General features: G+C 65.0%; 25 protein-coding genes. 7 read left to right on the top strand and 18 right to left on the bottom strand.

From position 1 onward, the window contains the following. Position 1 precedes the first annotated feature (1 nt). From IEW24_RS02030 to flgF, 18 genes are all read right to left on the bottom strand, one after another. On the bottom strand, positions 2-484 hold the full coding sequence (locus IEW24_RS02030; protein WP_188574941.1) for a chemotaxis protein CheW: 483 nt from the start codon (positions 482-484) through the stop codon (positions 2-4). Next, positions 481-3237 carry a hybrid sensor histidine kinase/response regulator gene (locus IEW24_RS02025; RefSeq protein ID WP_188574939.1) on the bottom strand — a complete coding sequence of 919 codons (2757 nt, stop codon included), beginning with the start codon at positions 3235-3237 and terminating at the stop codon, positions 481-483. The genes IEW24_RS02030 and IEW24_RS02025 overlap by 4 nt, the downstream gene beginning before the upstream one ends. A 420-nt stretch (positions 3238-3657) precedes the next feature. Continuing rightward, entirely contained in the window at positions 3658-5217 is a 1560-nt protein-coding gene (locus IEW24_RS02020; protein ID WP_244644096.1) for a methyl-accepting chemotaxis protein, read from the bottom strand. A 144-nt stretch (positions 5218-5361) separates the two neighbouring features. Beyond that, on the bottom strand, positions 5362-5877 hold the full coding sequence (locus IEW24_RS02015) for a hypothetical protein (RefSeq protein ID WP_188574935.1): 516 nt from the start codon (positions 5875-5877) through the stop codon (positions 5362-5364). Then, complete coding sequence (locus IEW24_RS02010; RefSeq protein WP_308468210.1) at positions 5874-6338, bottom strand: flagellar biosynthesis protein FlgN; 465 nt, start codon at positions 6336-6338, stop codon at positions 5874-5876. The genes IEW24_RS02015 and IEW24_RS02010 overlap by 4 nt, the downstream gene beginning before the upstream one ends. A gap of 10 nt (positions 6339-6348) precedes the next feature. Beyond that, entirely contained in the window at positions 6349-6987 is a 639-nt protein-coding gene (locus tag IEW24_RS02005; protein WP_188574933.1) for a rod-binding protein, read from the bottom strand. Between the two features lie 52 nt (positions 6988-7039). Then, positions 7040-7471 carry a hypothetical protein gene (locus IEW24_RS02000; RefSeq protein ID WP_188574932.1) on the bottom strand — a complete coding sequence of 144 codons (432 nt, stop codon included), beginning with the start codon at positions 7469-7471 and terminating at the stop codon, positions 7040-7042. A 56-nt stretch (positions 7472-7527) separates the two neighbouring features. After that, positions 7528-8283: a flagellar biosynthesis protein FliR gene (fliR, locus tag IEW24_RS01995; RefSeq protein WP_188574930.1), complete on the bottom strand. Its 756-nt coding sequence runs from the start codon at positions 8281-8283 to the stop codon at positions 7528-7530. Further along, positions 8280-10361 (bottom strand): flagellar biosynthesis protein FlhA, encoded by a 2082-nt coding sequence (gene flhA, locus IEW24_RS01990; RefSeq protein WP_188574928.1) that lies wholly within the window; start codon positions 10359-10361, stop codon positions 8280-8282. The genes fliR and flhA overlap by 4 nt, the downstream gene beginning before the upstream one ends. Before the next feature lie 349 nt (positions 10362-10710). Then, positions 10711-10977 (bottom strand): flagellar biosynthesis protein FliQ, encoded by a 267-nt coding sequence (gene fliQ, locus IEW24_RS01985; RefSeq protein ID WP_188574926.1) that lies wholly within the window; start codon positions 10975-10977, stop codon positions 10711-10713. Beyond that, the gene (flgD, locus tag IEW24_RS01980; protein ID WP_188574924.1) at positions 10974-11378 is read right to left on the bottom strand and encodes a flagellar hook assembly protein FlgD; all 405 of its coding nucleotides are present in this window, start codon (positions 11376-11378) and stop codon (positions 10974-10976) included. The genes fliQ and flgD overlap by 4 nt, the downstream gene beginning before the upstream one ends. Before the next feature lie 69 nt (positions 11379-11447). Beyond that, the gene (gene flbT / locus IEW24_RS01975; RefSeq protein WP_210324115.1) at positions 11448-11858 is read right to left on the bottom strand and encodes a flagellar biosynthesis repressor FlbT; all 411 of its coding nucleotides are present in this window, start codon (positions 11856-11858) and stop codon (positions 11448-11450) included. Then, positions 11855-12202, bottom strand: a complete 348-nt coding sequence (gene flaF / locus IEW24_RS01970; protein WP_188574922.1) for a flagellar biosynthesis regulator FlaF — start codon at positions 12200-12202, stop codon at positions 11855-11857. The genes flbT and flaF overlap by 4 nt, the downstream gene beginning before the upstream one ends. Before the next feature lie 21 nt (positions 12203-12223). Then, positions 12224-13282, bottom strand: a complete 1059-nt coding sequence (locus tag IEW24_RS01965) for a flagellar hook-associated family protein (RefSeq protein ID WP_188574920.1) — start codon at positions 13280-13282, stop codon at positions 12224-12226. A gap of 8 nt (positions 13283-13290) precedes the next feature. After that, positions 13291-14712 (bottom strand): flagellar hook-associated protein FlgK, encoded by a 1422-nt coding sequence (flgK, locus tag IEW24_RS01960; RefSeq protein WP_188574918.1) that lies wholly within the window; start codon positions 14710-14712, stop codon positions 13291-13293. Between the two features lie 34 nt (positions 14713-14746). Then, a complete protein-coding gene (locus IEW24_RS01955; protein ID WP_188574916.1) occupies positions 14747-16048 on the bottom strand; it encodes a flagellar hook protein FlgE in 1302 nt (433 codons plus the stop codon). 118 nt (positions 16049-16166) lie between these two features. Then, a complete protein-coding gene (gene fliI, locus IEW24_RS01950; protein ID WP_188574914.1) occupies positions 16167-17486 on the bottom strand; it encodes a flagellar protein export ATPase FliI in 1320 nt (439 codons plus the stop codon). Positions 17487-17525: 39 nt separating this feature from the next. Next, on the bottom strand, positions 17526-18248 hold the full coding sequence (gene flgF / locus IEW24_RS01945; protein ID WP_188574912.1) for a flagellar basal-body rod protein FlgF: 723 nt from the start codon (positions 18246-18248) through the stop codon (positions 17526-17528). A 256-nt stretch (positions 18249-18504) separates the two neighbouring features. Here flgF and motA point away from each other — a divergent pair, with 256 nt between their 5' ends. From motA to IEW24_RS01910, 7 genes are read left to right on the top strand one after another with little or no spacing between them, the layout of a single operon-like run. Then, on the top strand, positions 18505-19395 hold the full coding sequence (gene motA, locus IEW24_RS01940; protein ID WP_188574910.1) for a flagellar motor stator protein MotA: 891 nt from the start codon (positions 18505-18507) through the stop codon (positions 19393-19395). A 3-nt stretch (positions 19396-19398) separates the two neighbouring features. After that, positions 19399-20328 (top strand): flagellar motor switch protein FliM, encoded by a 930-nt coding sequence (locus IEW24_RS01935; protein WP_188574908.1) that lies wholly within the window; start codon positions 19399-19401, stop codon positions 20326-20328. Next, on the top strand, positions 20309-20656 hold the full coding sequence (locus IEW24_RS01930; RefSeq protein WP_188574906.1) for a hypothetical protein: 348 nt from the start codon (positions 20309-20311) through the stop codon (positions 20654-20656). The genes IEW24_RS01935 and IEW24_RS01930 overlap by 20 nt, the downstream gene beginning before the upstream one ends. Positions 20657-20695: 39 nt before the next feature. Further along, positions 20696-21049 (top strand): flagellar motor switch protein FliN, encoded by a 354-nt coding sequence (gene fliN / locus IEW24_RS01925; RefSeq protein WP_188574903.1) that lies wholly within the window; start codon positions 20696-20698, stop codon positions 21047-21049. Between the two features lie 14 nt (positions 21050-21063). Next, positions 21064-22089, top strand: coding sequence for a flagellar motor switch protein FliG (locus tag IEW24_RS01920; RefSeq protein WP_244644094.1), 1026 nt, complete (start codon positions 21064-21066; stop codon positions 22087-22089). Positions 22090-22101: 12 nt separating this feature from the next. Continuing rightward, on the top strand, positions 22102-23181 hold the full coding sequence (gene flhB, locus IEW24_RS01915; protein ID WP_188574899.1) for a flagellar biosynthesis protein FlhB: 1080 nt from the start codon (positions 22102-22104) through the stop codon (positions 23179-23181). Beyond that, complete coding sequence (locus IEW24_RS01910; RefSeq protein WP_188574897.1) at positions 23165-23617, top strand: BspJ family T4SS effector nucleomodulin; 453 nt, start codon at positions 23165-23167, stop codon at positions 23615-23617. The genes flhB and IEW24_RS01910 overlap by 17 nt, the downstream gene beginning before the upstream one ends. The last annotated feature ends 307 nt before the right edge of the window (positions 23618-23924 follow it).

The following is a 23924-nucleotide window of genomic DNA, read 5'->3' as shown; positions in this document are numbered from 1 at the left end:
GTCAGGCGGCGCGCGCGGTGTTGAGGCGCCCGAGAGCCAGATCCACGTCAAGAACGAGCATGAGCTGGCCTTTGAGGCGGTAGACGCCGGTCACGATATCCGCCCAGTGGGGGTCGAGATTGGTGGGATTGCTCTCGCGGCGGCCGGGCTCGAGCACCAGCACCTCGCCCACTTCGTCGATCATCAGGCCGTAGGATTCGCCGTGATGCTCGATGCCGACCGCCATGCGCTTGTTCTCCGCATGGGCCTTCAGGCCCAGCATGGTGCGCATGTTGATCATGGTGACGATGCGGCCGCGCAGGTTCAGCACGCCCTCGATCTCGGGGGTCGAGAGCGGCACGCGGGTGATGTGATCGGGCACGAACACCTCGTGCACCATCTCGATCGGCAGACCGAACAGCTGCGGCCCGATACGCACGGTCACATACTGAGCACCCGCTCCGGTGGTTTCCTGTCGTGCAATGACGAGACTGGTGCTGGTCATGCCGCCTCTCCATGGGCAGTGCCGGCGAATTCCTTCAGCGCGGCGATGAGACCGGAACGGTCGAACTTGGCGATATAGTCGGTGAAGCCGGCGCCGCGGGCCTTATCGATGCTGTCGGACGAGCGGTCGCTCGACAGGGCGATGATCGGCAGGCCGGCGATGGAGGGCTCGCTGCGCACCGCGCGGGCGAACTGGAAGCCGTCCATCTCGGGCATGTCGAGATCGCTGACGATGGCGGTGAAGCGGCTCGCGGTCAGGGCTTCGAGGGCGTCGAAGGCCGAGGCACAGGTCACGACCTCGTAACCCGCGCCCTTGAGCACCGGCTCGATGAGGTTGCGGTAGAAGAGGCTGTCGTCCACCAGCAGGATCTTGCCGAGGCGGTCGTCATCCCCGTCATGGCTCTCGAACCAGTCGCCGAAGGCGATGGAGAGGAAGTGGCCGACGTCGAGGATCTCGGTGGCCTGGCCGTCGATGATCGCCGCACCCAGCGCCTCGGGCGCATCCGAGGACAGCTGCATGTCGAGGCGGGCCTCGACGATGTCGACGATCTCGTCCACCACGAGGCCCATCACGCGGCCCTCGTCGGAGAAGATCAGCATGGGCTGGGTGCCCGTGGTGCCGCGCTTCACCTTGTCGTTGACATGGACCAGCGGGATCAGCGCGCCGCGATACTGGATGACCGGGTGGCCGTTGACGGTCTCGACCTTCTCGAGCTCCAGCTCTTCGAGGCGCGTGACCAGCGAGAGCGGCACCGCCTTGACGTCGCCGGAACCGGCGCGGAGCAGCAGCAGCGAGGTGGTCGCACCCTGATTGCGCAGGCGGGCGGCCGCATCGGCGGCGAGCTCGGACGTACGCTCCTCCTCGGGGCTGGCCGCCACCTGGGCGAGGCCGGCCGGGTCGACGATCATGATCACGCGACCATCACCCAGGATGGTGGAGCCGGAGACCATGGGCAGCTGGCGCAGCACCGAGGACATGGGCTTCACCACGATTTCCTCGGTGTGGGAGACAGCGTCCACCACCACGCCGAAGGTCTGGTTGCCCACCTGCATCACCGCGATGAGCAGATCTTCGAGGTTCTCCTCGCCTTCCGGCGCCATGCCCAGCAGCTTGCCGAGATTGACGATGGGCAGCAGTTTCTCGCGCAGGCACAGCACCGGGGATTCCTTCAGGCGCTTGACCTGATGCTCGGAATTGGGCTGCACGCGCACCAGCTCGATGACCGCGCTCTGCGGCACCGCGAACCGCTCCTTGGCGGCCTCCACGATGAGCGCCGGCACGATGGCGAGGGTGAGCGGGATCTTGATGACGAAGGTGGAGCCGGAGCCCTGCTTGGAGCGCACCTCCACCGTACCGCCGATGACCTCGATGTTCGAGCGCACCACGTCCATGCCGACGCCGCGGCCGGAAACGTTCGTGACCTTCGCGGCGGTGGAGAAGCCGGCCGCGAAGATGAAGCGGAACACCTGGCTGTCCGACATCTTGGCCAGTTCGGACTCGGTGGCGAGGCCGTTGTCGAGCGCCTTCTGCTTGATGCGCGCGACGTCGAGGCCCTTGCCGTCGTCCGAGATCTCCACGATGACGTGGCCGCCCTCGTGATAGGCCGAAAGGCGGATGGTGCCCTTCTCCGGCTTGCCGGCGGCGCGGCGCTCCTCGGGCATCTCCAGGCCGTGGTCGGCGGAGTTGCGCACCATGTGGGTGAGCGGATCCTTGATCTGGTCGAGGACCTGGCGATCGAGTTCGGTCTCGGCGCCGATCTGCTCCAGCTCGATCTGCTTGCCCAGCTCCTGCGCCAGATCGCGGACGATGCGCGGCAGCTTCTGCCAGGCATTGCCGATCGGCTGCATGCGGGTGCGCATGACCGCTTCCTGCAGCTCCGCCGTCACGTTGGACAGGCGCTGCAGCGGAACCTTGTATTCGGAGTCCTCCTGGCGACGGGCGATCTCCATGAGCTGATTGCGCGTCAGCACCAGCTCGGAAACCATGGTCATCAGGTGCTCGAGCACACCCACGTTCACGCGGATCGACTGCGAGGAGACGCTGCCGGCGTGATCGTCGCCACGGGCGGCGGGCGCCTTGTGCTCGTCGTCGGCCGCCGCCACGCTCTTGCGGGCGGGCGCTGCCGGCGCGGGGGTCGGCTCCTTGGCCTTGGCGGGAGCCGGCAGGGTGTTCTTGGCGGGCGCTGCGGGCTCGGGCTTGGCGAGCGCCACTTCCTTCTTCTTCGGCGGATCGACCGGGGTCTCGTTGAAGATGCGGTCCAGCTCGTCGAGCGGGATCTCGCCCGGCAGCATCTCGCGCTCAAGCTGCTGCGGCACCTTCGCGGGCACCTTCGGCGGCGGAGGCGGAGGCGCCACGACGGCGGGCACCGCGTCGAAGGCGTGCTCGGCCATGATCTCCAGCTGGCTGATCAGATCCTGATCGGAGCCTTCCGGCTCGACGCCCTCGCGGACCTCGAGTTCGGCCATCAGTTCCTTAATGCGATCGACGGTCTGGAGCACCAGGCCGACCTGCTCGCTCTGCACCGGGGCGCCTTCACGGAACTTGTCCATGAGGGTTTCCGCGGCGTGCGCGAGCGCGGCGAGGCGCGAGAGGCCGATGAAGCCGCAGGTACCCTTGATGGTGTGAACCAGACGGAAAATATTGTTCAGAATCTGAGCATTGTTGGGATCTTGCTCAAACTTCACGAGCTCGACGTCGGCCACGTCGAGGCTCTCGTTGGTCTCGGTCAGAAACTCGCGCAGCAGGTCGTCCATCTGTCACTCCAGCGGGCTGGCATTCCTTGGAGCACGCCCGGCTTTGGTTGCATCGCAATCAAAGCCGCAAACGCGTCCTCTATCAAAGATTCAGAGGCGGTTTCCCGGGTCAGATTGATCCAATCTGATCCGATCCGGCTCCATCCCCGCGTCATTCGCCGGCACCGGGGTAGCCCCGGGACTTGGCGAACCAGTCACCTGGCGGCACCAGAGGCACCGGCGGACGACGCGGAGGGTTGGGGGAAGACGGGTGCCCGTCGGCGAACCGCCGGACGGCCTGTCTTCTCCCGGTTCGTGGCGCGGAACGCAGCCCTTAGAGCCGGGTCGGTTCAGATTTCATCCGAACCGTGGATCCGCCTCTAACTCTTTTAGAGAACGTCCTGCGGCCTTGATCGCGGAGCAATCGAAGCCGGACGTGCTCTAGGCTGCGCGAACCCGCGCGATGAAGGTGTCGACCTGGCTGCGCAGACGGTTGGCCTGAGCGGAAAGGTCGGTGGCGGCGTGCACGATGTCTCCCGACACGCGCCCGGTTTCGGCGGCGGCAGCGGAGACACCCGTGATGCTGGAGGAAACCTCCTGGGTGCCCTGCGCCGCCTGGCTGACGTTCTCGGCGATCTCGCCGGTCGCCGCGCCCTGCTGGTCGATGGCATTGGCGATGGCCGAAGAGATGTCGTCGATCTTCCGGATGGTCGCCGTGATGGTCTCGATAGCGCGGACCACCTCGTCGGTGGCGCCCTGCACGGCGGAGATCTGCGAGGAGATCTCATCCGTGGCCTTGGATGTCTGCTCGGCGAGCGACTTCACCTCGGAGGCCACCACGGCGAAGCCGCGGCCGGCATCCCCCGCCCGCGCCGCCTCGATGGTGGCGTTGAGGGCGAGCAGGTTGGTCTGCGAGGCGATGTCGGTGATGAGGCTCACCACCTGACCGATGCGGGTGGCGCTGGCGGAGAGCCCACGCGCCACATCGGCCGTCTTCTCCGCCTGACCGGTGGCTTCGCCGGCAACCTGCGCGGCGGTGGCCACCTGGTTGCTGATCTCGCGCACGGAGGCCGCCAGCTCCTCGGCGGCGGAGGCCGCCGTCTGCACGTTGCTGGTCGCCTGCTCGGCAGCGGCCGCCACCACCGTGGACTGGTGGGAGGTCTCGTCCGCCGAGGCGCTCATGGTGGCCGCGTTGCGTTCCAGGACGCTCACCGCATCGGCAACCGTGCGCACCACGCCGGAGACCTCGCGGTCGAACTCATTGGCGAGCGCATGCATGGCCTCGCGCTTCTCGCCTTCCGCACGGGCGGCGAGTTCCTTCTGCTCGGCGCGCAGGCGCTCCGCCTGGCGCAGCTCGCCGAGCAGCTGCTCGGTGGACTGCCACAGGTCGCCAATCTCGTCATTGGCCCGGCGCGCCTCCACATTCACGTCGAGCTGGCCGGAGGCGAGCTTGCGCAGCGTCTCCGAGGCCCGGCGCAGAGGCTGGCTCATGGTGCGGGTGCCGATCCACAGGGCAATTGACACGCCGATCAGAAGACCGATGGCGGTGATGCCCAGCAGCAGGAAGCGCGCGTTCTCCTGCATGGAGACCTGGCGCTCGCGCAGCGGCACGAGATCGGCGCGGATCTCATTGGTGAATTTGTCAAGCGACGCCTGAAGCGCCTTGCGATTGGCCCGGTTGGCATCGGTGTTGCCCTGCGCGTTGGCGGCGGCGGGGTTCACCTCGATGCCGAGGCGCGCGGTCTCGGTACGGAACTGCTTGAAGCCGGCGAGATCGGTGATCACCGCCTGCAGATCGGCCTGATCCTCCTGAGGGGTCCGCTCACGCAGGGACTGGACCAGCTTGTCGATACCCTCCAGCTCGCGCAGCAGACCCGCTGCGAACGGCCGGGCGGATGCCACGTCGGTGGAGGCATAGATGCCGCGCGCTTCCATGACCACGGCGGTCACGGAGCCATTCAGGCGCTCGGTGAGGAAGGCCCGCTGGGACGTGGTATCCAAAAGGGCGGCTGCACGGGATTCTTCCCGCAACGCATAGAGGGCAGTGCCGCAGACGAGGACCGTCGTACAACCCAGAACGCCTACTATACTGTACAATTTACCCGCAATCTTCATATCGCTCTCCCGTTTACTCCCTGCACCAGATCAATGACCAGACTTGGCCTCGACCTTTTCTGGTTGCGCACGCGAAGGCGACTGGTTACCAGCCACAGTTCGGATGTCGTTCTTATCTATGTAATTGATACCGTCGACGAGGATTTCCTGCACGACCGGACCGTTGAGGCGCGCATTCACCTTCTCTTTGATGCGGTCCATCATGTCTTTCAGATTGTACTTCGAGATCTTGCCGGCCTCGACACGGCCGTTGGTGTAGATCTCGCCAAAGGCGTCGTTGGTGACGAAGATCACCGGATCGACGCTCAGCTTCTTCAGCGTGCCGGCATCGGCCGTGAACACCAGCTTGGCGATCACATAGCCGCGGACCTGACCCTCGATGATCATCGGCACGGTAATGGTGGGCACGCGCCGGTATTCTAGGCCCGGCAGGTAGGGTTCCTCGGCCTTGCCGAAGCCCGCACCGGCGGCCCAGTAGGCCGCGCCGTAGCTCGATGCCAGCGTGACCGCGCACACCCACACGCCGATGATCACCAGGCGGATCATGCTTCGCGCCCTCCGAGCAGGCGGGTGGTGTAGGTGCCATCCGACTCGGCGGCGCGCAGCGCGCCGTTGAGGATGGTGCTGATCTCACGGGCCGCGTCGAGATGCATGGAGAGCACCTCGCAATTGCGCTGGAGCTTGCGCTTCAGACCGAGCAGGCGGTCCTGAAGTTCGGGCTCAACCGTCTCGGGCAGGAAGCGCGCCGCGCGGCTCAGCTCAAGCAGGCTGCGGCTCTTGCGGCGGTTGATGTCCTGGAGGTCGATGGGCTTGCGGGCAGCAAGCGCGTCGGTCTCCTGGTCCACCACCGTCTCCAGGCGATCCAGCGAGCTGAGCAGGCTGGCCATGGCCGGGGGCTGGGGCGCAGCAGCCGGCAGTGCGGGCGTATCAGCCTGCGCCTCGCTCCAGGCCAGCTGGGCGGCGAGTGAGAAGCCTAGGCTCTCAGCGGAATCGGACTTGTCGCTCATTCTTCAATCCTCAAATGGCAACGTCGGGAAGCTTGGGTTCGGACGCGTCGGCACCGCGGCCGCCGCCCGCCGATGCCGCAGCGGCCTGAGCCGCCTGCGTGGCGATGGCGGACTGGAGCGCCTGGACATGGGCATTGTTGGCGCCGCTCACCGCGAGATCGGGATGACGGGTGGCGATCTGCTTGGCGATGCCGATGCCGCCGGCCTGGGCCACCTGATCGCCGATCTTCTGCGCCAGCATGGAACGCCACACGCCGCCGGCATAACCGGAGCCGTAAACGTGATCGGCCTTGGACGGCAGCATGCTTTCCACGAAAGTGGACAGCACCATCGCCTCGAACTTGCGGGCCGGATTGTCCTTGCCCACGGAGGCGGAAGCCTCGACGCCGGGCATCTGCTCGGCGCCGGGGCGGCGCGCCAGCGTCGTCATGTTGTGCAGCGCCGTGACGCTGCTGGATGCGTAGGCAAGGCCGCCCGCAGCACCCGCGAAGGCGTTATCGGCGCCCGCAACCATGGTATCGAAGACCCCGGAGGCCGCCGATGACTGCGCGCTGAGGCGCTGCAGGTTCGAAGCGACCTTCTGCGCGCGGCTGGGATCAGCCGCCTGCATCACGTCGAGAACCAGATCGGAAGGAGGTTGGATGGCCATGAGCCCAATCGTCGATAGATTATCCGGCGATTGGCAGTCTGCTTGCGTTGGCTTATGTGAGGCTTGCATCCCCTGATGCGGTACCATCTTCTTCCTTCCGGAGGGCGAGCCGGGCCGCCACACCTTCCAGAATACCCGCCACCATCAGCTGTTCCTGATGTCGCTCAACGTCGCGGTTGACGTTTTCCTTCATGCGCTCCGCGCGCTTGAGACGCAGGGCTTCCTCGCGCACCCGCGCGTCCTGCCGCTCCTGCTCGGCAGCGATGCGCTGGCTTTCGGCCGCCACCGCCTTCAGGCGCTTGGCCACCACTTCCACCAGCAGCGGCCCGAAGGTGTCGCCGTTCAATGTGGTGATGAGTTCGTCGCGCAAACGCTCGTTCTCGACCTTCTGCCGGTGGATGTCCGCCAGACGCCATTCCGCCTGGCGATGCACCTGCTCCTGCACCGCGACGATGCGTCGGGCCTTGCGCAGCCGGTCCTTCATGTCGCGTCCCTCATCGCGCGTCCCTCATGGCGCGTCCCTCATGTGGTCCCGCGTTCTCATGGCGACCCCAGCCGCAGGAACACACCGAACGCGCTGACGAAAGCGACCAGAAGCTGGTCCGACAGAGCATAGAGCAGCAGCATGCCACCCGCCATGAGGAAGGGCGTGGCGATGAAGAACACCGGGATCTGCGGCGTCATCTTGTTGATGAGGCCGATGGCGAAATTCATGATCAGCGAATAGACGAGGAAGGGGCTCGCCAGCCGCATGCCCAGCATCAAGGCGGCGGACATCTGGTCCGTGACCTGCATCAAGGCCCCCCGCCCGCCGAATCCGACCCCGATGGGGATCTGGCGATAGGACGCGATGATGCCCCGCAGCAGCTCGTAATGCTGATCGGTGATGAACATCATCGTGGTGGCGGTCAGCGCCAGCAGGGTGGCGATGGGCGGCAGCTGTTCGTCGTCGTCCGCCGGCCCCATCACCATGGACAGGCCGATGAACTGGGCCATGGCCACCAGCATGGTCTGCAGCATCAGGAAGAAGACGCGAGCCAGGAAGCCGATGATGCCGCCCGTGGCCAGCTCGGTGGCGATGGCCAGGATCAGCGAGGCGCGGGACGACTTCTGGACGAATTCCGCCATGTCGGCGAACAGCAGCGGCAGGATCGCCAGCGAGATGCCCACCGCCAGGAACAGGCGGATGCGCACCGGCATGCGGTGGCCGGCGAAGCCCGGCATCAGCATCATGCAGCCGCCGATCCGGCAGAACACCAGAAAGGCGCTCAGCACCGCATCGTGGAGCGGGATCACGAGACGCTACCGAGCGACTTGATCTCGACGCCGCGGGCGATCTCCACATGGGAGAGCACGGGCAAGGACGGGAACATGCGCTCGATGATCATGCGCACATAGGGGCGGGCATCGGGCGCGCTCACCAGAACGAAGGGCTGCCCCTCCTTCATGTGGTCGCGCACCACGGCGGAGGCTTCGGTGCCGAACTGCTCCACCAGACGCGGGTCGATGTCGAACTCCACCACCTCGCCCTTGGCGTCGCGCTTCAGGCTCTGGTGGAAGGTCAGGTCCCACTTGCTGCCGAGGCGCAGCACGCGCAGCACGCCGCCGTCGGCGAGATCGCCGCAGATCTGCTGGGCCATGCGCATGCGCACATGCTCGGCCACCTGCTCGGAACGGCGGGCGTGGGGCACGATCTCGGCGATGGCTTCCAGGATCAGATGCAGGTTGCGGATGGAGACGCGCTCGGAGAGCAGCAGCTTCAGCACCGCCTGCAGGCCCGAATAGGAGATCTGCGCGGGGCAGATGTCCTCGATCAGGCGCTTGTATTCAGGATCGAGGCGATCGAGCAGCAGGCGCATGTCCTTGTAGGACAGGAGCTGCGGCAGGTTGTTGGCGATCACTTCGCTCATGTGCGTCAGGATCACGGTGGCATTGTCCACCGGCGTGAAGCCCTCGCGCCGCACTTCGCCCGTATAGGCTTCCGCGATCCACATGGCCTTCATGCCGAAGGCGGGCTCACGCACCTCGTCGCCGGGCACATCGGGCTTGTTGCCGTCGCCTGTCACCACCAGCAGTTCGCCGATGCGCATTTCCTGCGAGGACACCACCGTGCCGTGGATCTTCAGCTGATAGTGCTTGGGCGGCGTATTGAGGCTTTCGGTGATGCGGATGTCCGGCACCACGAAGCCGTAGCGCTGGGCGAACTTGCGCCGCATCTTGGCGATGCGCTGGCCGAACTCGGCATTGGCGCGCAGCACATGGCCGGCCAGTTGCTTGTCCAGGCACAGCTCGACCTCGGCGGTCTTCAGCTGCTCCTTGACCGATTCCTTGACCTCCTGCGCCTTGCGCTCGGACTCGGCCTTTTCCTTGGCTTCCTTCGCCTCACGCTCCTTGGCGAGCTGCTTGGGAATGGCATAACCGACGAAGGCCATCACGCCGCCCAGGAAGGCGAAGGGGATCATCGGCAGGCCGGGCACGATGGCCATGGCGAACATCAGGCCCGAAGACACGAACAGGGCGCGCGGGTAGGCGCCGAGCTGGCCGAGCACCGCCTTTTCCGCCGAGCCGCGGGTGCCGCCCTTCGACACCAGCAGGCCGGCGGCGAGCGAGACGATCAGGGCGGGGATCTGCGAGACCAGGCCGTCACCCACCGAGAGGCGGGTGTAGATGTCGGCCGCATCGCCGATGGCGAGGCCGTGGCGGGTGACGCCGATGATGATGCCGCCGAAGATGTTGACGGCGATGGTGATCAAGCTCGCCACCGCCTCGCCGCGCACGAACTTGGAAGCACCGTCCATGGAGCCGAAGAAGGAGCTTTCCTCTTCCAGCTCGGAGCGGCGGGTCTGGGCTTCCTTGTCGTTGATGAGGCCGGCGTTCAGATCGGCGTCGATGGCCATCTGCTTGCCGGGGATGGCGTCGAGGGTGAAGCGGGCGCCCACTTCCGCGATACGCGTGGCGCCCTTGGTGATCACCAGGAAGTTCACCGTGATCAGGATGGCGAAGACCACGATACCGATCACGAAGTCGCCGCTCATGACCAGTTGCGAGAAGCCCGCGATCACCGCGCCCGCCGCATGCACGCCATCGGCGCCGTGCGAGAGGATGAGACGCGTACTGGCCACGCCGAGCGCGAGGCGCAGCATGGTGGCGATCAGCAGGATGGTCGGGAAGGAGGAGAATTCCAGCGGCTTGCTGATCCACAGCGCCACCATGAGGATCAGCACGGAAAGCGCCATGGAGAGCGCGAGGCCGATATCGATGAGCAGCGGCGGGATGGGCAGGAACAGGACGCCAAGGATGCACACCACGCCAATGGCGAAGCCAATGTCGCGGCGTGAGCGTGCCTCGGTAGCGGACAAGGAAATGTCGGTCATGCCTGTTGCCCTCGGGGCCTCTGCTCCTGCGGGCGAGGCTCCCTGTCTCTGCGCGCGACGTCCTCATGACGCCTGGGATCGCAATCCCGCCGTCTCCTGCGCGGAAGCGGCGGGCCGGACGCTCGTCCGGCTGCATTTGCGAGTGCCGGCCTAGAGCACGTTCGATTCTGACTGCTCCGCAATCGAAATCGAAAGACGTTCTCTATGAACGACTAGAGGCGGATTCACGGGTCAGATTGATGCAATCCGAACCGATCCGGCTCTGGTGCCGACGCCCTGGAGAGATGGCCCGCCCGGACATGCCGCGCGGGACTTGAGAGGCCCATCCGGGCCGGAGGCGAAAGCGCCTCTAGAAGCCGCCTGCGATGCGGCCGTAGATCTCTTCGGTGAAGGTCATGATCTGGCTGCCCATGAAGGAGCCAGTGATCGCGCACACCACGAGCACCGCCACGATCTTCGGCACGAAGGTCAGGGTCGCTTCCTGGATCTGGGTCAGCGCCTGCATCAAAGCGATCAGCACGCCCACCAGCATGGCCGCGGCAACAGCCGGGCCAGCTGCCAGAAGGATGGTCCAGATGGCGCTGCGGACCACGTCCAGCGCATCGGCCTCGTTCATCCGCTGATGGTCACGCCGGAGTCGAGGGTGAGCGTGGTGCCGTCCGCCAGGGTGGCGACCGGATTGCTGCCCGAGACCAGGGTCACGGACTTCACCACACCGCTCACGGAGCCGTCGGCGCTCGTCACCGTACGGCCGATGGCGCTGTCCGCCGTCTGGAGGGCCGTGGAGGTGAGCAGCGTATCCAGCTTGTTGTTGGTGTTGGTCTGCGCTTCCACCTGCGAGAACGACGCCAGCTGCGAGAGATACTGGGTCGAGTCCATCGGCTCGGTGGGATCCTGGTTCTTCAGCTGCGCGACGAGGAGCTGGAGGAACTGGTTGTAATCCACCGTGTTCTGGGACGCGGTGGTGCTCGACGTGGTGGTGGTCGTCGTCGAGTTCACGCTGGATACGGTCGTCATGTCCGGCTCTCCTTTGCGTCCTTTGTGCCCGGCGAAGGTTGCGCGAAGCCGTCTTCGCCGGGTTTAGGCTCACGCCGCCTTGGTGGCATTGCCGTTGAGGATGGAGTCTTCCAGCGGGAACAGGCCGCGCAGGGTGCGCAGGGCCTCGAACGTGCGCCCGGCGATCACCTGCTGGGCGATATTGTCGAGGCCCGCGAGAATCTCGGCATTCTTGAAGCTCTGCGACAGCGCCGCCCACTGGCGGTGGAACAGGTGCCGCGCACCTTCCGCGTTGCGGGGATCGATCAGGATCGCCTGCAGGACGAAATAGAGCTGCCGGAGCGGCGTGGTGGTGTCTTCCACCTGCATCACATGCCCTTCCAGCAGGAAGGTGGCATCGTTCAGCAGTTCGAGCGTCACCTTGCGATCAACGCGCAGAACGGCGCCATTGATGAAGATGCGTTCGCCTGGACGCAGCGTGAGCTGCATGGACTTGCTCATTGCAGACCATCCCGAATGCTGCGGTTGACGCTGATGAGCGCCGCGAAGTTCTGTGACGTCTGGTTGAGGACGCGATCGGATTCCTTGATCACCCAGAGGCCGATGGAGACGAGATCAGCACGCAGGTTCGGCGCCAGCTCGTTGCTGGCCTCCACCAGATCGCGGATCAGTACGCCCCAGAGACGCTGCAGGAACAGCATGGCGGCGCGGCTCTCGGAAGAGGCCGGACCGGCCTGCTCGGCAGCGGCGAGAAGTTCCAGCGCGCGGTCGAAGGCGTCCCGCTCCCGCAGGCGAGCCTCGGAGCTCGAGTCTTCCAAGATTTCCGCGTAGGAGAATTTGTACATCGCGGCGCTCCTGTTTTATTTTCAGACGTAGTCCATGATGGTGAGCGACAGCAGCTTCGTCGTCACCGAGTAGCTCATCTCGAGCTGATTGGTGAGCGTATCGAGCTCCGTCTTGGCCGTGGCTGGATCCACGCTTTCCAGCGAGGTGATACGCGACGACACCACGTCCAGCGTTTTTTCGAGGTTATCGGTGGCATTGGTGGTCCGGTTCTGGGACACACCGATGGCCGAGGCAGCATTGGTCACTCCGGTCATGCCGGAGCTGAGGCTAGCGCGGGCGGTGTCCATGACCGTCTGCAGCGCTTCATCGTTCAACGATGTGATATTCAGATACCCCATCATTGTGTATGCCATCGCAAGCTGGCGTATGGCTGTGTTGTTGGCGGAAACCGACGCCGTTACGCTCTCGGTCGACGTGATCTGCTTGGTGATCACCTGATCGGAGGCATTCGACCAGAGCCCGGTCGTCCCGCTCCAGTTGGCGTCGGTGAACAGGCTGGCGAAGCCGGTGGCGCTATCCTTCAGGAATGCGTCCATCTGAGCGCCGGAGATTTCCCCCATCTGCTCGGTGTCGGTCATCGGGAAGCCGAAGTAATCCTCAAACGACTGTTCCAGGGCGGCCTGCGCGCCGTCCTCGAAATCCTTCATGGCGTTTTCGCCGGAATTGATGCCGCCGAAGACGGCGCGCGTGCCGTCCGTGGTGTTCATGGCGGCGATCAGGTTCGAGAGCGAGGCCTGCCCTTCCATCGCCATCTGGGTGACGGTGGTGGCGGAGGCCTGGCTGCTCAGCAGGGTCGTCTGATAGGTGCTGGCCGAGTCCAGAACCGCCGTCAGGCCGGTCTGGGTGCGGGTCATCAGCGCCTGGGTCAGCACGTTGGAATCCAGCTGACCGTTGAGCTGGCTGTATTCCTTGCGCAGATCGATGCTCAGCGAGGTGCGCACGCCGAGCGTCAGGCCGAGATCGGCATAGCGCCCGGTGGAGATCTCCGTGCTCTTGTCGGTGATCTCGTTCTGAAGCTTCTTGATCGATGTCATCGAGGACATCGTCATGGTGAGAGTGGAGATGTAGCTGCTCTTCATGGCACCACTCACTTGATCACGGCAAAGAGGGAATCGTAGAGGCTCTGCACCACGCCGAGGAGCTTGGACGCGCCCTGGTAGCTGCGCTCCAGCTCCAGCTGCAGCGCATACTCCTGGTCGGTGTTCACGCCGGTGGCGTTGGACAGAGCGGTGGACGCCTGCGAGAGCACCGTCGCCTGCGATTCCGCCAGCGTGTTGGTGTTCTTGCGCATGCCTTCCAGCCAGCTCACCGAGTTCGAGGCGAAGCTGGCGAGGCTGACGTTGTTGGTCAGCGACGTCGTACCGGAATAGGAGCGCTGCGCGTTGAGCGCGGTCTGCAGCGCCGTCAGACGGCCGGAGTAGCTCGCGGCATCATCGGTGTTGTAATCGACACTGATGCCGTCGCGCAGCACCAGAGGCGAGCCCCCTTCAGCCGCGACCGCCGCCGAATTGATGCTGATGGTCGCAGCGAGATTCTTGGTCAGGGTGGTGGGGACGGCAGTGTTGGAGCCGTTCGTGAACAGACCCGAGGTGGTGCCTTCGGAGAAGGCATCGATCAGGGCGCGGGCGACTTCGTCCAGCTGATCCTGATAGGTCACGGTGACGACGTCGCGCAGCTCCGCCAGACCCGCGATGGCGCCCGACTGAAGCGGCATGGCCGCATTGGCACCCGTCACCGCCACGCCGTCCACGAACACCGCATTGCCGGTGACAGTACCGTCATAGGCGGCCGTGGTGGTGAAGCTCACTTCGCGCGGGGACTTGTCGAACAGGGTGACGCCGCTGTCGGTATAGATCGCGACGTCATTGTTGCTGCGGGTAACGGCCGTAATGCCCATCTGCTCGGAGAGCTGCGCCAGAACGGCGTCGCGCTGGTCGAGAGCATCGGTGACGTCCAAGCCCTTCACGGTGCCGGAGACGACGGTGTCGTTCAGCGTCTGGAACTGCTTCAGCAGGTCGTTCACGGTGGTGACTGCGGTGCCGATGCTGGCATCGGCGTCCTGACGGACCTTCTGCACCGTCTGCGTGGAGGTGTTCAGTGCGGTGGCGAGGTCTTCCGCCGCCGTGATCGCCGCCTGCGCCAGCGTGTTGTCGTCAGGCGCGTTGGCATAGGTGTCCAGCGCGGTATTGAAAGCGGTCAGCTTGGCCGCCACCGAGGCATCGTCCTCGGTGTCGCCCACCGTCGAGGCGAGGGTGGTGAGGCCGGTCAACAGCGCCGATTGCTCGGCGCTGGAGGAGGTTGCGGCCAGCATCTTGGCGAACAGCGCCGCATCGGTGGCGCGGCTCACGGTAACGCTGGTCGAGCCGTCGACGCCGGTGACGAGCGTCGCATTCTTGCGCGAGTAAGTGGTGTCGCCCGCGCCTGCGATGTTGCGGGCTGATGTCGACAGCTGCGTCGACGTATTGTTCAGCGAGTTCTTCGCTGTGTTGAACGCGGCTGTAAGACTCATAGCTGTCACCAGATCCGGCAGGAGAGCGAGAAGATCAACGCTTCAGGTTCATGAGAACGTCGAGCAACTCGGTGCCCGTCTGGAACACCTTGGAGTTGGCGGTGTAGTCGCGCTGGGCGACGATCATCTCGGTCAGCTCCGAGGCGATGTCGACGGTGGAGGCTTCCAGCGAGTTGGACTTGATGGCGCCGTAGCCGGGGTCGCCGGCGAAGCCCACCTGCAGGGCACCCGAATTCAGGTTCACCTGATAGGCGTTGCCGGACACGGGGGTCAGATTGTCGGGGCTCTGCACGGTCGCCAGCGGCACCTTGTAGAGATTGATGGTGTTGCCGCTGCCGTCCACGGCATAGACGGTGCCGTCCGAATTCACCTTCACGTCCGAAGCCGCGCTCGGCGCATTGCCGTTCATGGGCGCGGTCATGCTGTAGTCGGTGGACAGCGAGGTCATCCCGCTCAGATTGACCGTCACCGCCCCGCCATTGGGCACAGTGAAGGTGGCGGTGGGGGTGGAGCTGATCGTGCCCGTGCTGCCGAAAGTCACCGACTGGGAGGACAGAGCGGCAGAAGAGTACGGGAAGGGAGACGTCGAGGAGGTGCGATCCGCCTGATTATAGATCGTCATCTCCCAGGTGGCGTCGGACGCCACAACCGGGGGAACCGCGCTCGGATCCGCCGCAACGGCGTCGGCGGTCTTGGTGTAATAGACGTCCAGGATCACCTCGTTGCCGAGGTTGTCGTACGTGGAAACCGACGACTTGTAGTCGTAGGTGGACGTGTTGGAATTGTCTGCCGGGGTGTCGCCCGTGGTCACTTCCGTATTGGACGGCAGGTTGGCGGTGATCGACCCCGAGGAGGTCGGCATGGCGGCCAGCGCGATGTTGCCGATGTTCACCGGCACCAGGTTGGCAGTGCCGTTCACCACCGACTGCGGGTCCTGCCCGCCGCTGATGTCATAGGCCAGCAGGGTGTAGCCGGCCGCATTCACCAGGTTGCCGGTGTTGGCATCCACCTGGAAGTTGCCGGCGCGGGTGAGGAACACTTCGCCCGCATCGTTCTGCACCAGGAAGAAGCCATCGCCCGACACCATGAGGTCCGTGTTGGACGAGGTGGAGGTGGTGGTGCCCTGGGTGGAGATCTCGTAGCGGATGGTCGTGTTCACGCCGCCGGAATTATATTCGGAGACGCTGCCGTCGACGATCAGGGTGGAAAACTGCGTCGAGGCGGCCTTGTAGCCGCTGGTGCTGGAATTGGCGATATTATCTGAAATCGCGCTGAGCTTGTTGGACTGGGCATTCATGCCGGACACGGCGGTGCGCAGCGATCCATAAAGGCTCATGGAAAAACTCCTGATGATGCGGGCGCATCTCGGCCCTTGTGTCTGGTACCCGTTGGCAAAATGGACGGACTAGCTTGTGCGAGGCTGCCACCCTCCCCAGGGAAGGCAACCTCGGAGATCACCGGATGGCCTGTGCCAGCTCGGTGAAACAGTCGATGGAGGGCGCGGCATCGCTATATTGCCGCAGGGCGTCGTAGATCTTCGGCACCAGCTGCACCGCCTGATCCAGCTCCGCATCGCTGCCCGCCTGATAGCCGCCCATGAGGCGCAGGTCGCGGGTGTCCTCGAAGCGGGCGATCATGCTCTTCAGCCGCCGCACCAGATCGCGCTCGTCCTTGCTCCAGACGTGGTCGGCGAGACGGGAGATGGAGCCCAGCACATTGACCGCCGGGAATCGCCCCTGATCGGCAATGGCGCGGTCCAGCACGATATGGCCGTCCAGCGTGCCGCGGATGGCGTCCGCGACGGGATCGTTATGGTCGTCACCGTCCACCAGCACCGAGAAGACGGCGGTGATGTTGCCGGTGCCCTCCGGCCCCGGCCCGGCGCGCTCCAGCAGCTTGGGCAGAGTCGAGAAGACGCTCGGCGCATAGCCGCGCGCCACCGCCGGCTCGCCCGCCGCCAGCGCCACGTCGCGGGCGGCATGGGCATAACGGGTGACGCTGTCGAGGATGAGCAGCACCGACTCGCCCTGATCGCGGAAATACTCCGCAACCGCCAGCGCGGATTGCGGCGCCAGCCGGCGCATCATCGGGCTCTCGTCGCTGGTGGAAACCACCACCACGGAGCGATGCAGATTGGAGGCCAGCGGCCCCTCGAGGAATTCGCGCACCTCACGGCCACGCTCGCCCACCAGCCCCACCACGATGGTGTCGAAGGAGGCGCTGCGGGCCAGCATGGACAGAAGGGTGGACTTGCCGACGCCCGAGCCCGCGAAGATGCCCATACGCTGGCCAAGGCACATGGGGGTGAACAGATCCACCACCCGCACGCCGGTCTTGACCGGCTTGTCGATGCGCTGGCGCAGCATGGCCGGCGGCGGCTCGGCATCCATGGGCATGCGCTTGGTACCGCGCGGCAGCAGGCCGGCGCCGTCCAGCGGCACGCCCAGCGCATTGATCACCCGCCCCTTCCAGGACGGATCCGGGCTGAGACCAAGGGTGCCGACGCGATAGGCGCTCTCGCCGATGCCCACCGGCACCCGCTCGTCGAACGGCTTGATGGAGGCGCCGGCATCGTCCACGCGCACCACTTCGCCGATCCGCGTGCGGCCCTCATGGTCGATGCCCACGCGATCGCCCAGGCGCAGATGGCTGGACAGCCCGCTCACCCGGAAGAAGGTGGGCGTCACCTCGCGCACCGTGCCGCCCACGCGCAGCGGCGGCACATCTTCCAGCGCCGATTCCACCGCGGCCTGCAATCGCACCAGGGCATTCATCCGGCGACCTCGATCCGTCTCTGGCTCAAGTCAGTGGCGTCACTGGGGACCAAGCGCCCGGATGGCGTCCGTATGCGCCGTCTCCTGCTCCTGGATCGCGCTCGCCGCGCTCTCGAAGGCGCGCTGCACGGTGATGAGGCGGGTCATCTCCATGACCGGGTCGATGTTGGAGCCTTCCACATAGCCCTGGCGCATGACGTTGGAATTAAAGTCCTGCACCGCCGTCGCCGGCCGGTCGGGAATGACCGAGGCATTGGCATGCCGCGTCAGCTTGGCGCTGGCCGGAATCTCGTACATGCCGATGGTGCCGACCCGGTTGCCGTTCTGGTTGATGGAGCCGTCGGCACCAATGGCCAGCGTGCCCTGATCCGGGTCCACCAGGATGGCGGTGCCACCCTGATCAAGGATGTTGAAATTGTTGACGGTGGTCAGGCGGCCGTCGGCCTGCACCTTGAGGCGGCCGTCGCGCGTATAAGCGGTGCCGTCCGGCGTCTGGATGGCCAGCCAGCTGTTGCCTTCGATCGCCACGTCGTACGGGCTGTTGGTGAAGGTGACGGGGCCGGTCTTGCGGGAGGTATAGCTCTCGCCTACGCCGGCGAACTGGATGTCCTTGGCCCCCTTCTCCGCCATGATGCTCTCGAACTTGACCTCCTCGGCGCGGAAACCGGGGGTATTCATGTTCGCGAGATTGTTTGCGATAGTGGCGAGGCGCTTTTCCGTCGTCACCTGAGCGGAAAGGGCCACATAAAGGCCGTTGGACATGTCAGCCTCCGGAGAGCTGGCGCGATGCGGCACCGGCATAAAGGGACGGGCAACCCGCCATCCCGGACCCGACCTTTGAGGACGGTCGACGGAAACGACAGGCAGCAGGCACACTTTGCGCGCCTGAAGCGGACCCTCACATCCCAAGCTTGTCCGAGCCTGCCTTTGGCTGACGCAACAGAAGGATCAGGACAATCCAGCTTCGCGCAATGCACGTCACCTAGAGGGTTAGACGACCAACAGGGGAGGCCTCACTGTGAGCGTCTTGATCGGAATTGTCCTCGGCCTTGCCGCCACCTTCGGCGGCTTCATGGCCATGGGCGGACACTTGGACGTGGTGTGGCAGCCCTTCGAGTACGTGATCATCGGCGGTATCGCCTTTTCCACGTTCCTCATTGCCAATCCCATGGGCGTCATCAAGGACACCGGCCGTGCCATCATGCACGCCCTGTCCGGCGTCGCCCCGAAGCGCAAGGACTTCCTGGCGCTGCTCGGCCTGCTCTATGCGCTGATGCGTGAAGTGCGGTCCAAGCCGCGCAACGAGGTGGAAGCGCATATCGACGATCCGGCCAACTCCGGCCTGTTCGCGCACTTCCCCACCATCCTGCGCGACAAGGAGCTGACCCAGTATATCTGCGACTACGCCCGCCTGATCATCATCGGCAACGCCAAGTCGCACGAGATCGAAGCCTTGATGGAGCAGGAGATTGCCACCATCAAGAAGTCCAAGCTCAAGCCCTACAGCGCATTGAACACCGTCGCCGAGGCCCTGCCCGCGCTCGGCATCTGCGCCGCGGTGCTCGGCATCGTGAAGGCCATGGGCGCCATCGACCAGTCGCCGGAGATCCTCGGCCACTACATCGGCTCGGCGCTCATCGGCACCTTCGTCGGCATCTACTCGTCTTACGCCATCGTTTCCCCGCTGGCGCACAAGATCAAGTCGGTGCGCGAGAAGCAGTGCCAGCCGTTCGTCATCGTGAAGCAGACGCTGATCGCCTTCATGAACGGCGCCCTGCCGCAGATCGCCCTGGAGCATGGCCGCAAGACCATCACCGAGGAAGAGCGCCCGACGATCGACGAAGTGGAGAGCGAAGCCATCTCCAACGTGCCCTCGTCCAACGCCCCGCCCCAGCAGCAGGCCGCCTGATCCATGAACGCCGCCCATTCCCATCAGGACATCCGCGACATGCTGCTGGATGCGGCCGGTCTCTCGATCGACCGCATGCCCATGCTGCACGTGGTGTTCGACCGCCTCGGCACGCTCTGCGCCGAGGGTCTGCGCCAGCTGGCCGCCTCCCAGGCCTTCTACTCCCTCTCCAGCATCGAGACCGGCCGTATCGGCGACGCGCTGGAAATGTATGAAGGCATGGCGGTCGCGGGCATCTATCACGTGCCCATGTGGGACAGCCACATCATCGTCGGCTTCGACCGCGACTTCGTCTTCACCATGATCGAGGCGCTGTTCGGCGCCGATGGCTCCGAGCCGCCGGTGGAAGACGAGCGCGGCTTCTCCAACATCGAGCTGCGCATCGCGCAGGCGATCTTCGAGCAGATGCAGAAGGCGCTGCACAGCGCCTTCGCCATGGTCAGCGACACCCAGTTCAAGTTCGAGCGGCAGGAAACCCGCATGGACTTCGCGGTCATCGGCCGCCGCAACAATCTGGCCGTGACCGCCAAGTTCCTGCTGCAGGCGCTGAACCGCGGTGGCGAAATGTTCGTCATCATCCCGCAGTCGGCCCTCACCCCCATGCGTCAGGCGCTCTCGCGCACCACGCCGCAGGAGACCTCCGGCCGTGATCCGATCTGGACCAAGCAGATCCGCGACGAGGTCAACCGCACGCAGGTTCAGGTTCGCGCAATCCTCGAGGAGCGACACTATCCGCTCGGCGAGATCGCCGACTTCAAGGTGGGCCAGGTCCTCCGGCTGCAGGCTTCGCCGCGCAGCATGGTGAAGCTTGAGAGCGCCGACCAGCCGCTGTTCTGGTGCCATCTCGGCCAGGCCGAGGGCTCCTACGTGCTGCGGGTGGAAGACCAGATCAACCAGAACCAGGAGTTCCTCGATGATATCCTTCCCCGTTGACCTGGTGCTTCTGGTCGCGCTCGTGATGACCACCGCCTGCGTGGTGGTCGTCTATCGCAAGCTCAAGGCGCTTGAGGCCCATCAGGCCCATTACGAGCGCATCCTGAAGGAGAGCTCCGCCGCTCTCATCACCGCCCATCAGGCGATCGCGGCGCTCAACACCGACGGCCGGGAACTGCTGTTCTCGCTCGGCGGCAAGATCGAACAGGCCCACGCGGCCATCGCCGAGATCGACAGCCGCAACGCCGCCGCCCGCCGCACCCGCCTCGTGCGGGACGGCGAGATCGAGCGCTCCGCCGACGTCGCCGCGCTGCCGCAGCGCGCGTGATACCGGCCGGATCCCCCCATTCTCTGACAGGAGTTCACCATGGCCAGCGATGACCAGGGCAAGGAAGCCGCCCAGGACGAGGCCCTGTTCGCCAAGTCCCTGAGCGAGAAGGAAGAGACCATCGGCAACGGCCGTGGCCTCGAATCGGTGATGCGCATCCCGGTGCTGCTCCAGGTGGTGCTCGGCTCCGCCAGCATGCCGGTGGCCAATCTGATGAAGCTCGGCCGCGGCGCCATCGTCCCCCTCGACCACCGCGTGGGCGAGCCCGTGGACGTGGTCGTGAACGGCCGCATCATCGCCCGTGGCGAAGTGATGGTCGTGGAAGACGACAACCAGCGCTTCGGCGTCACACTGACCGAAATCGTCGGACCGTCGGGTTCGGACAATAATTGATGGCGGCTGGAGCCATGGCGCCTCTTCCTCTTACGGGTAAGTCCAAGCCGCTGCACGGCACCGACAAGGTGGCGGCGCTGCTCATGACCATGGGCACCCCCATGGCCAACCGCATCCTCAAGCACTTCGAGCCGGAGGAAATCCGGCTCGTCACGCGCGCCATCGCCGATCTGCGGCCCATGTCCACCCAGACGGTGGAAAACCTGATCGAGGAATTCGCCACCAGCTTCGTGGTCGGCGCCAACCTCGTGGGCACCGCGCAGGACGTGGAGCGCCTGCTCTCCGGCGTGCTGCCGCCGGACCAGATCGCCGAGATCATGAACGAGCTGCTGGGCGCAGCCAATCATTCGATCTGGGATCGCATTTCCACGGTGAGCGAGAACATCCTCGCCACCTACATCATGAAGGAACATCCGCAGACCGCGGCGCTGATCCTCTCCAAGGTGCGCCCGTCCTGCGCCGCCAAGGTGATGAGCCACATCCCGGCCGACAAGCGCAACGGCCTGATGCGGCGCATGCTGACCTTCAAGCCCATCGTCGATGCCACCATGCAGGTGATCGAGAAGACCATTCATGAGGACTTCATGATGAACTTCTCGCGCAATGCCGGCGCCGATCCGCATGCGCGCATGGCCGACATCATCAACAAGATGGAGCGCGAGGACATGGAGATGGTGCTCTCCTCGCTCGCCGCGACCCGTCCGAAGTCGGCCGAAATCCTGAAGGGCCTGCTCTTCACCTTCGACGACATCGTCAAGCTGACCCCCAAGGCGCGTACGGCCCTGTTCGATCAGGTGCCGAACGACAAGCTCATCCTGGCGCTCAAGGGCACCGAGGTCGAGTTCCGCGAGATCATCCTGCAGTCGCTCGGCTCGCGCGTGCGGCGTATGGTGGAGCAGGAACTGTCCAGCGGCGAGCCCGCCGCGCAGAAGGAGGTGGCAGACGCCCGCCGGACGATCACCGACATGGCCCTCGATATGGCGGGCCGTGGCGAGATCGAGATCAATACCGGCAACGACGACGAACCCTACGTCCGATAGCGGAAAGTCGGAATGGCTGACGATACCGACAAGGAAAGCAAAACAGAAGAAGCATCGGAGAAGAAGATCTCCGATGCCCTCGAGAAGGGCAACGTCCCCTTCTCGAGGGAAGCTGCGTTGTTTGCCGGCATGCTCGGCATACTCGCGGTGCTGACTTTCTTCGTCATCAATCCGGTCCGCGTGCTGACCACCGAACTGACGCACTTCCTCGACGACCCGGCCGGCTTCAGGCTCAACTCCACCGAGGACGCGGTGTCTCTCGGCTGGGGCGTGCTGATGCTCATGGGTCAGGTGCTGCTGCCCGCCGTTCTGGTGCTGGGTGCCGCCGGCCTCATCGCCTCGCTGTTCCAGAACACGCCCCGCCTCGTGCTGGAGCGCATCAAGCCGCAGTTCTCCCGGATCAATCCGGTGAGCGGGGCGGGCCGCATCTTCGGCAAGCAGGGCTTCATCGAGTTCGGCAAGTCCACCTTCAAGTTCCTGGCCATCGCCATCATCTGCGGCGTGCTGCTCTATTCCGAGCAGGGGCGCGTCATCAACGCCATGTACAGCGAGCCGCTGCTGCTGCCCTCGGTGATGCTGTCGCTGGCGGTGCGTCTGGTTTCGGCGGTGTGCGTGGCCACCATCGTTCTGGTGGCACTGGACCTCGTCTGGTCACGCTTCCACTGGCGCGCCGAACTGCGCATGTCCAAGCAGGAAGTGAAGGACGAGCACAAGCAGGCCGAAGGCGACCCCATGGTCAAGGCGCGCATGCGCTCGCTGGCCATGCAGCGCGCCCGCCAGCGCATGATCAGCGCGGTGCCCAAGGCTTCGCTGGTCATCGCCAATCCGACACATTACGCTATCGCCATGTATTATGATCGCCAGAAGGGCGGTGCGCCGCTGGTGGTTGCGAAGGGTACGGACCTCATCGCGCTCAAGATCCGCGAGATCGCGGAGCGGCACGATATTCCGATCATCGAAGACAAGCCGCTTGCCCGCGCCATGTACGATGCGGTGCAGGTGGATCAGTGGATCCCGCAAGAGTTTTATCGGCCAGTCGCCAAAATCCTATACTTCATCTATTCGCGAGGCTCTCATGCACAGAGCAAATAACGCCTTCCTGAACCGGGACACCGTGGGCGAACTCGGAATGTTGGTCTATGAGCGCGCGCTGGCCGAATGCCTGCGCCCTTTCCTGAGCGAGCTATTCTACACCAATGCCAGCGTGATTATCGGCTATGTGCACACGCATCAGGACAGCAACATCAATGACCTGATCGCCTCTTCGGCCGAGCTGTCGCTGCGGCCGGACCTGCTGCGCTACGGCCATAACGCCTCCATCTCGTTCGACTGGGGCGAGCCGCCCGTGGTGTCGCTCGACATGGAAATGGTCCATCCGGACCTGACCGTCTATTTCCGCATCGAGCTGGACGGCAAGGGTATCGGCGTGGCGGTCGAAGGCGTCGTTTTCTCCGATCAGGTCGCGGATACCGACGCCGCGCTGCGCCGCTTCCAGGACGTCCTGCAGGACAGCCGCCTGCCGGCCTGACCCCGCGCGGCCGGCGCCATCGCCGGGCCGCCTGCACCAAAGCCAAGCTCCGCGCGATCCGCGCGGCCTGCGCCTGCCCGCGCGCGGCACCCGTCCCGCCCGCTTCCTGCCGCGTTTCGCTAGAGCATGTCCGGCTTTGACGGCTTCGCAAGCCAAGCAACAAGACGTTCTCTATCAATGAGTTGGAGTGTTTCTGTGTTTCCATGAAACACGCAAACGCCAGCCTTCCGAGCGCGTGACGATCCCTCCGCGCCACTCCGGATCCCCGCTTTGCAACCGGTGATCCTGCTGCCAGCCCCGTGCAAGG

It is taken from the genome of Azorhizobium oxalatiphilum (assembly GCF_014635325.1).
Lineage (GTDB): Bacteria > Pseudomonadota > Alphaproteobacteria > Rhizobiales > Xanthobacteraceae > Azorhizobium > Azorhizobium oxalatiphilum.
Note: the sequence above shows the minus strand (reverse complement) of the source record. Positions and strands in the feature narration are given on the sequence as shown.

What these genes read in the sequence shown, in the direction of transcription:
- IEW24_RS01930 (WP_188574906.1), top strand. Translation starts at nt 20,309, where the DNA reads ATGATATCCTTCCCCGTTGACCTGGTGCTTCTGGTCGCGCTCGTGATG.
- flhB (WP_188574899.1), top strand. Translation starts at nt 22,102, where the DNA reads ATGGCTGACGATACCGACAAGGAAAGCAAAACAGAAGAAGCATCGGAG.
- IEW24_RS01920 (WP_244644094.1), top strand. Translation starts at nt 21,064, where the DNA reads ATGGCGCCTCTTCCTCTTACGGGTAAGTCCAAGCCGCTGCACGGCACC.
- fliQ (WP_188574926.1), bottom strand. Translation starts at nt 10,977, where the DNA reads ATGAACGAGGCCGATGCGCTGGACGTGGTCCGCAGCGCCATCTGGACC.
- flgF (WP_188574912.1), bottom strand. Translation starts at nt 18,248, where the DNA reads ATGTCCAACGGCCTTTATGTGGCCCTTTCCGCTCAGGTGACGACGGAA.
- IEW24_RS02005 (WP_188574933.1), bottom strand. Translation starts at nt 6,987, where the DNA reads ATGGCCATCCAACCTCCTTCCGATCTGGTTCTCGACGTGATGCAGGCG.
- IEW24_RS01965 (WP_188574920.1), bottom strand. Translation starts at nt 13,282, where the DNA reads ATGAAGAGCAGCTACATCTCCACTCTCACCATGACGATGTCCTCGATG.
- IEW24_RS01910 (WP_188574897.1), top strand. Translation starts at nt 23,165, where the DNA reads ATGCACAGAGCAAATAACGCCTTCCTGAACCGGGACACCGTGGGCGAA.
- IEW24_RS01955 (WP_188574916.1), bottom strand. Translation starts at nt 16,048, where the DNA reads ATGAGCCTTTATGGATCGCTGCGCACCGCCGTGTCCGGCATGAATGCC.
- flgD (WP_188574924.1), bottom strand. Translation starts at nt 11,378, where the DNA reads ATGACGACCGTATCCAGCGTGAACTCGACGACGACCACCACCACGTCG.
- IEW24_RS02025 (WP_188574939.1), bottom strand. Translation starts at nt 3,237, where the DNA reads ATGGACGACCTGCTGCGCGAGTTTCTGACCGAGACCAACGAGAGCCTC.
- flaF (WP_188574922.1), bottom strand. Translation starts at nt 12,202, where the DNA reads ATGTACAAATTCTCCTACGCGGAAATCTTGGAAGACTCGAGCTCCGAG.
- IEW24_RS02000 (WP_188574932.1), bottom strand. Translation starts at nt 7,471, where the DNA reads ATGAAGGACCGGCTGCGCAAGGCCCGACGCATCGTCGCGGTGCAGGAG.
- flhA (WP_188574928.1), bottom strand. Translation starts at nt 10,361, where the DNA reads ATGACCGACATTTCCTTGTCCGCTACCGAGGCACGCTCACGCCGCGAC.
- flgK (WP_188574918.1), bottom strand. Translation starts at nt 14,712, where the DNA reads ATGAGTCTTACAGCCGCGTTCAACACAGCGAAGAACTCGCTGAACAAT.
- fliN (WP_188574903.1), top strand. Translation starts at nt 20,696, where the DNA reads ATGGCCAGCGATGACCAGGGCAAGGAAGCCGCCCAGGACGAGGCCCTG.
- flbT (WP_210324115.1), bottom strand. Translation starts at nt 11,858, where the DNA reads ATGAGCAAGTCCATGCAGCTCACGCTGCGTCCAGGCGAACGCATCTTC.
- IEW24_RS02015 (WP_188574935.1), bottom strand. Translation starts at nt 5,877, where the DNA reads ATGATCCGCCTGGTGATCATCGGCGTGTGGGTGTGCGCGGTCACGCTG.
- IEW24_RS02030 (WP_188574941.1), bottom strand. Translation starts at nt 484, where the DNA reads ATGACCAGCACCAGTCTCGTCATTGCACGACAGGAAACCACCGGAGCG.
- fliI (WP_188574914.1), bottom strand. Translation starts at nt 17,486, where the DNA reads ATGAATGCCCTGGTGCGATTGCAGGCCGCGGTGGAATCGGCGCTGGAA.
- IEW24_RS01935 (WP_188574908.1), top strand. Translation starts at nt 19,399, where the DNA reads ATGAACGCCGCCCATTCCCATCAGGACATCCGCGACATGCTGCTGGAT.
- IEW24_RS02010 (WP_308468210.1), bottom strand. Translation starts at nt 6,338, where the DNA reads ATGAGCGACAAGTCCGATTCCGCTGAGAGCCTAGGCTTCTCACTCGCC.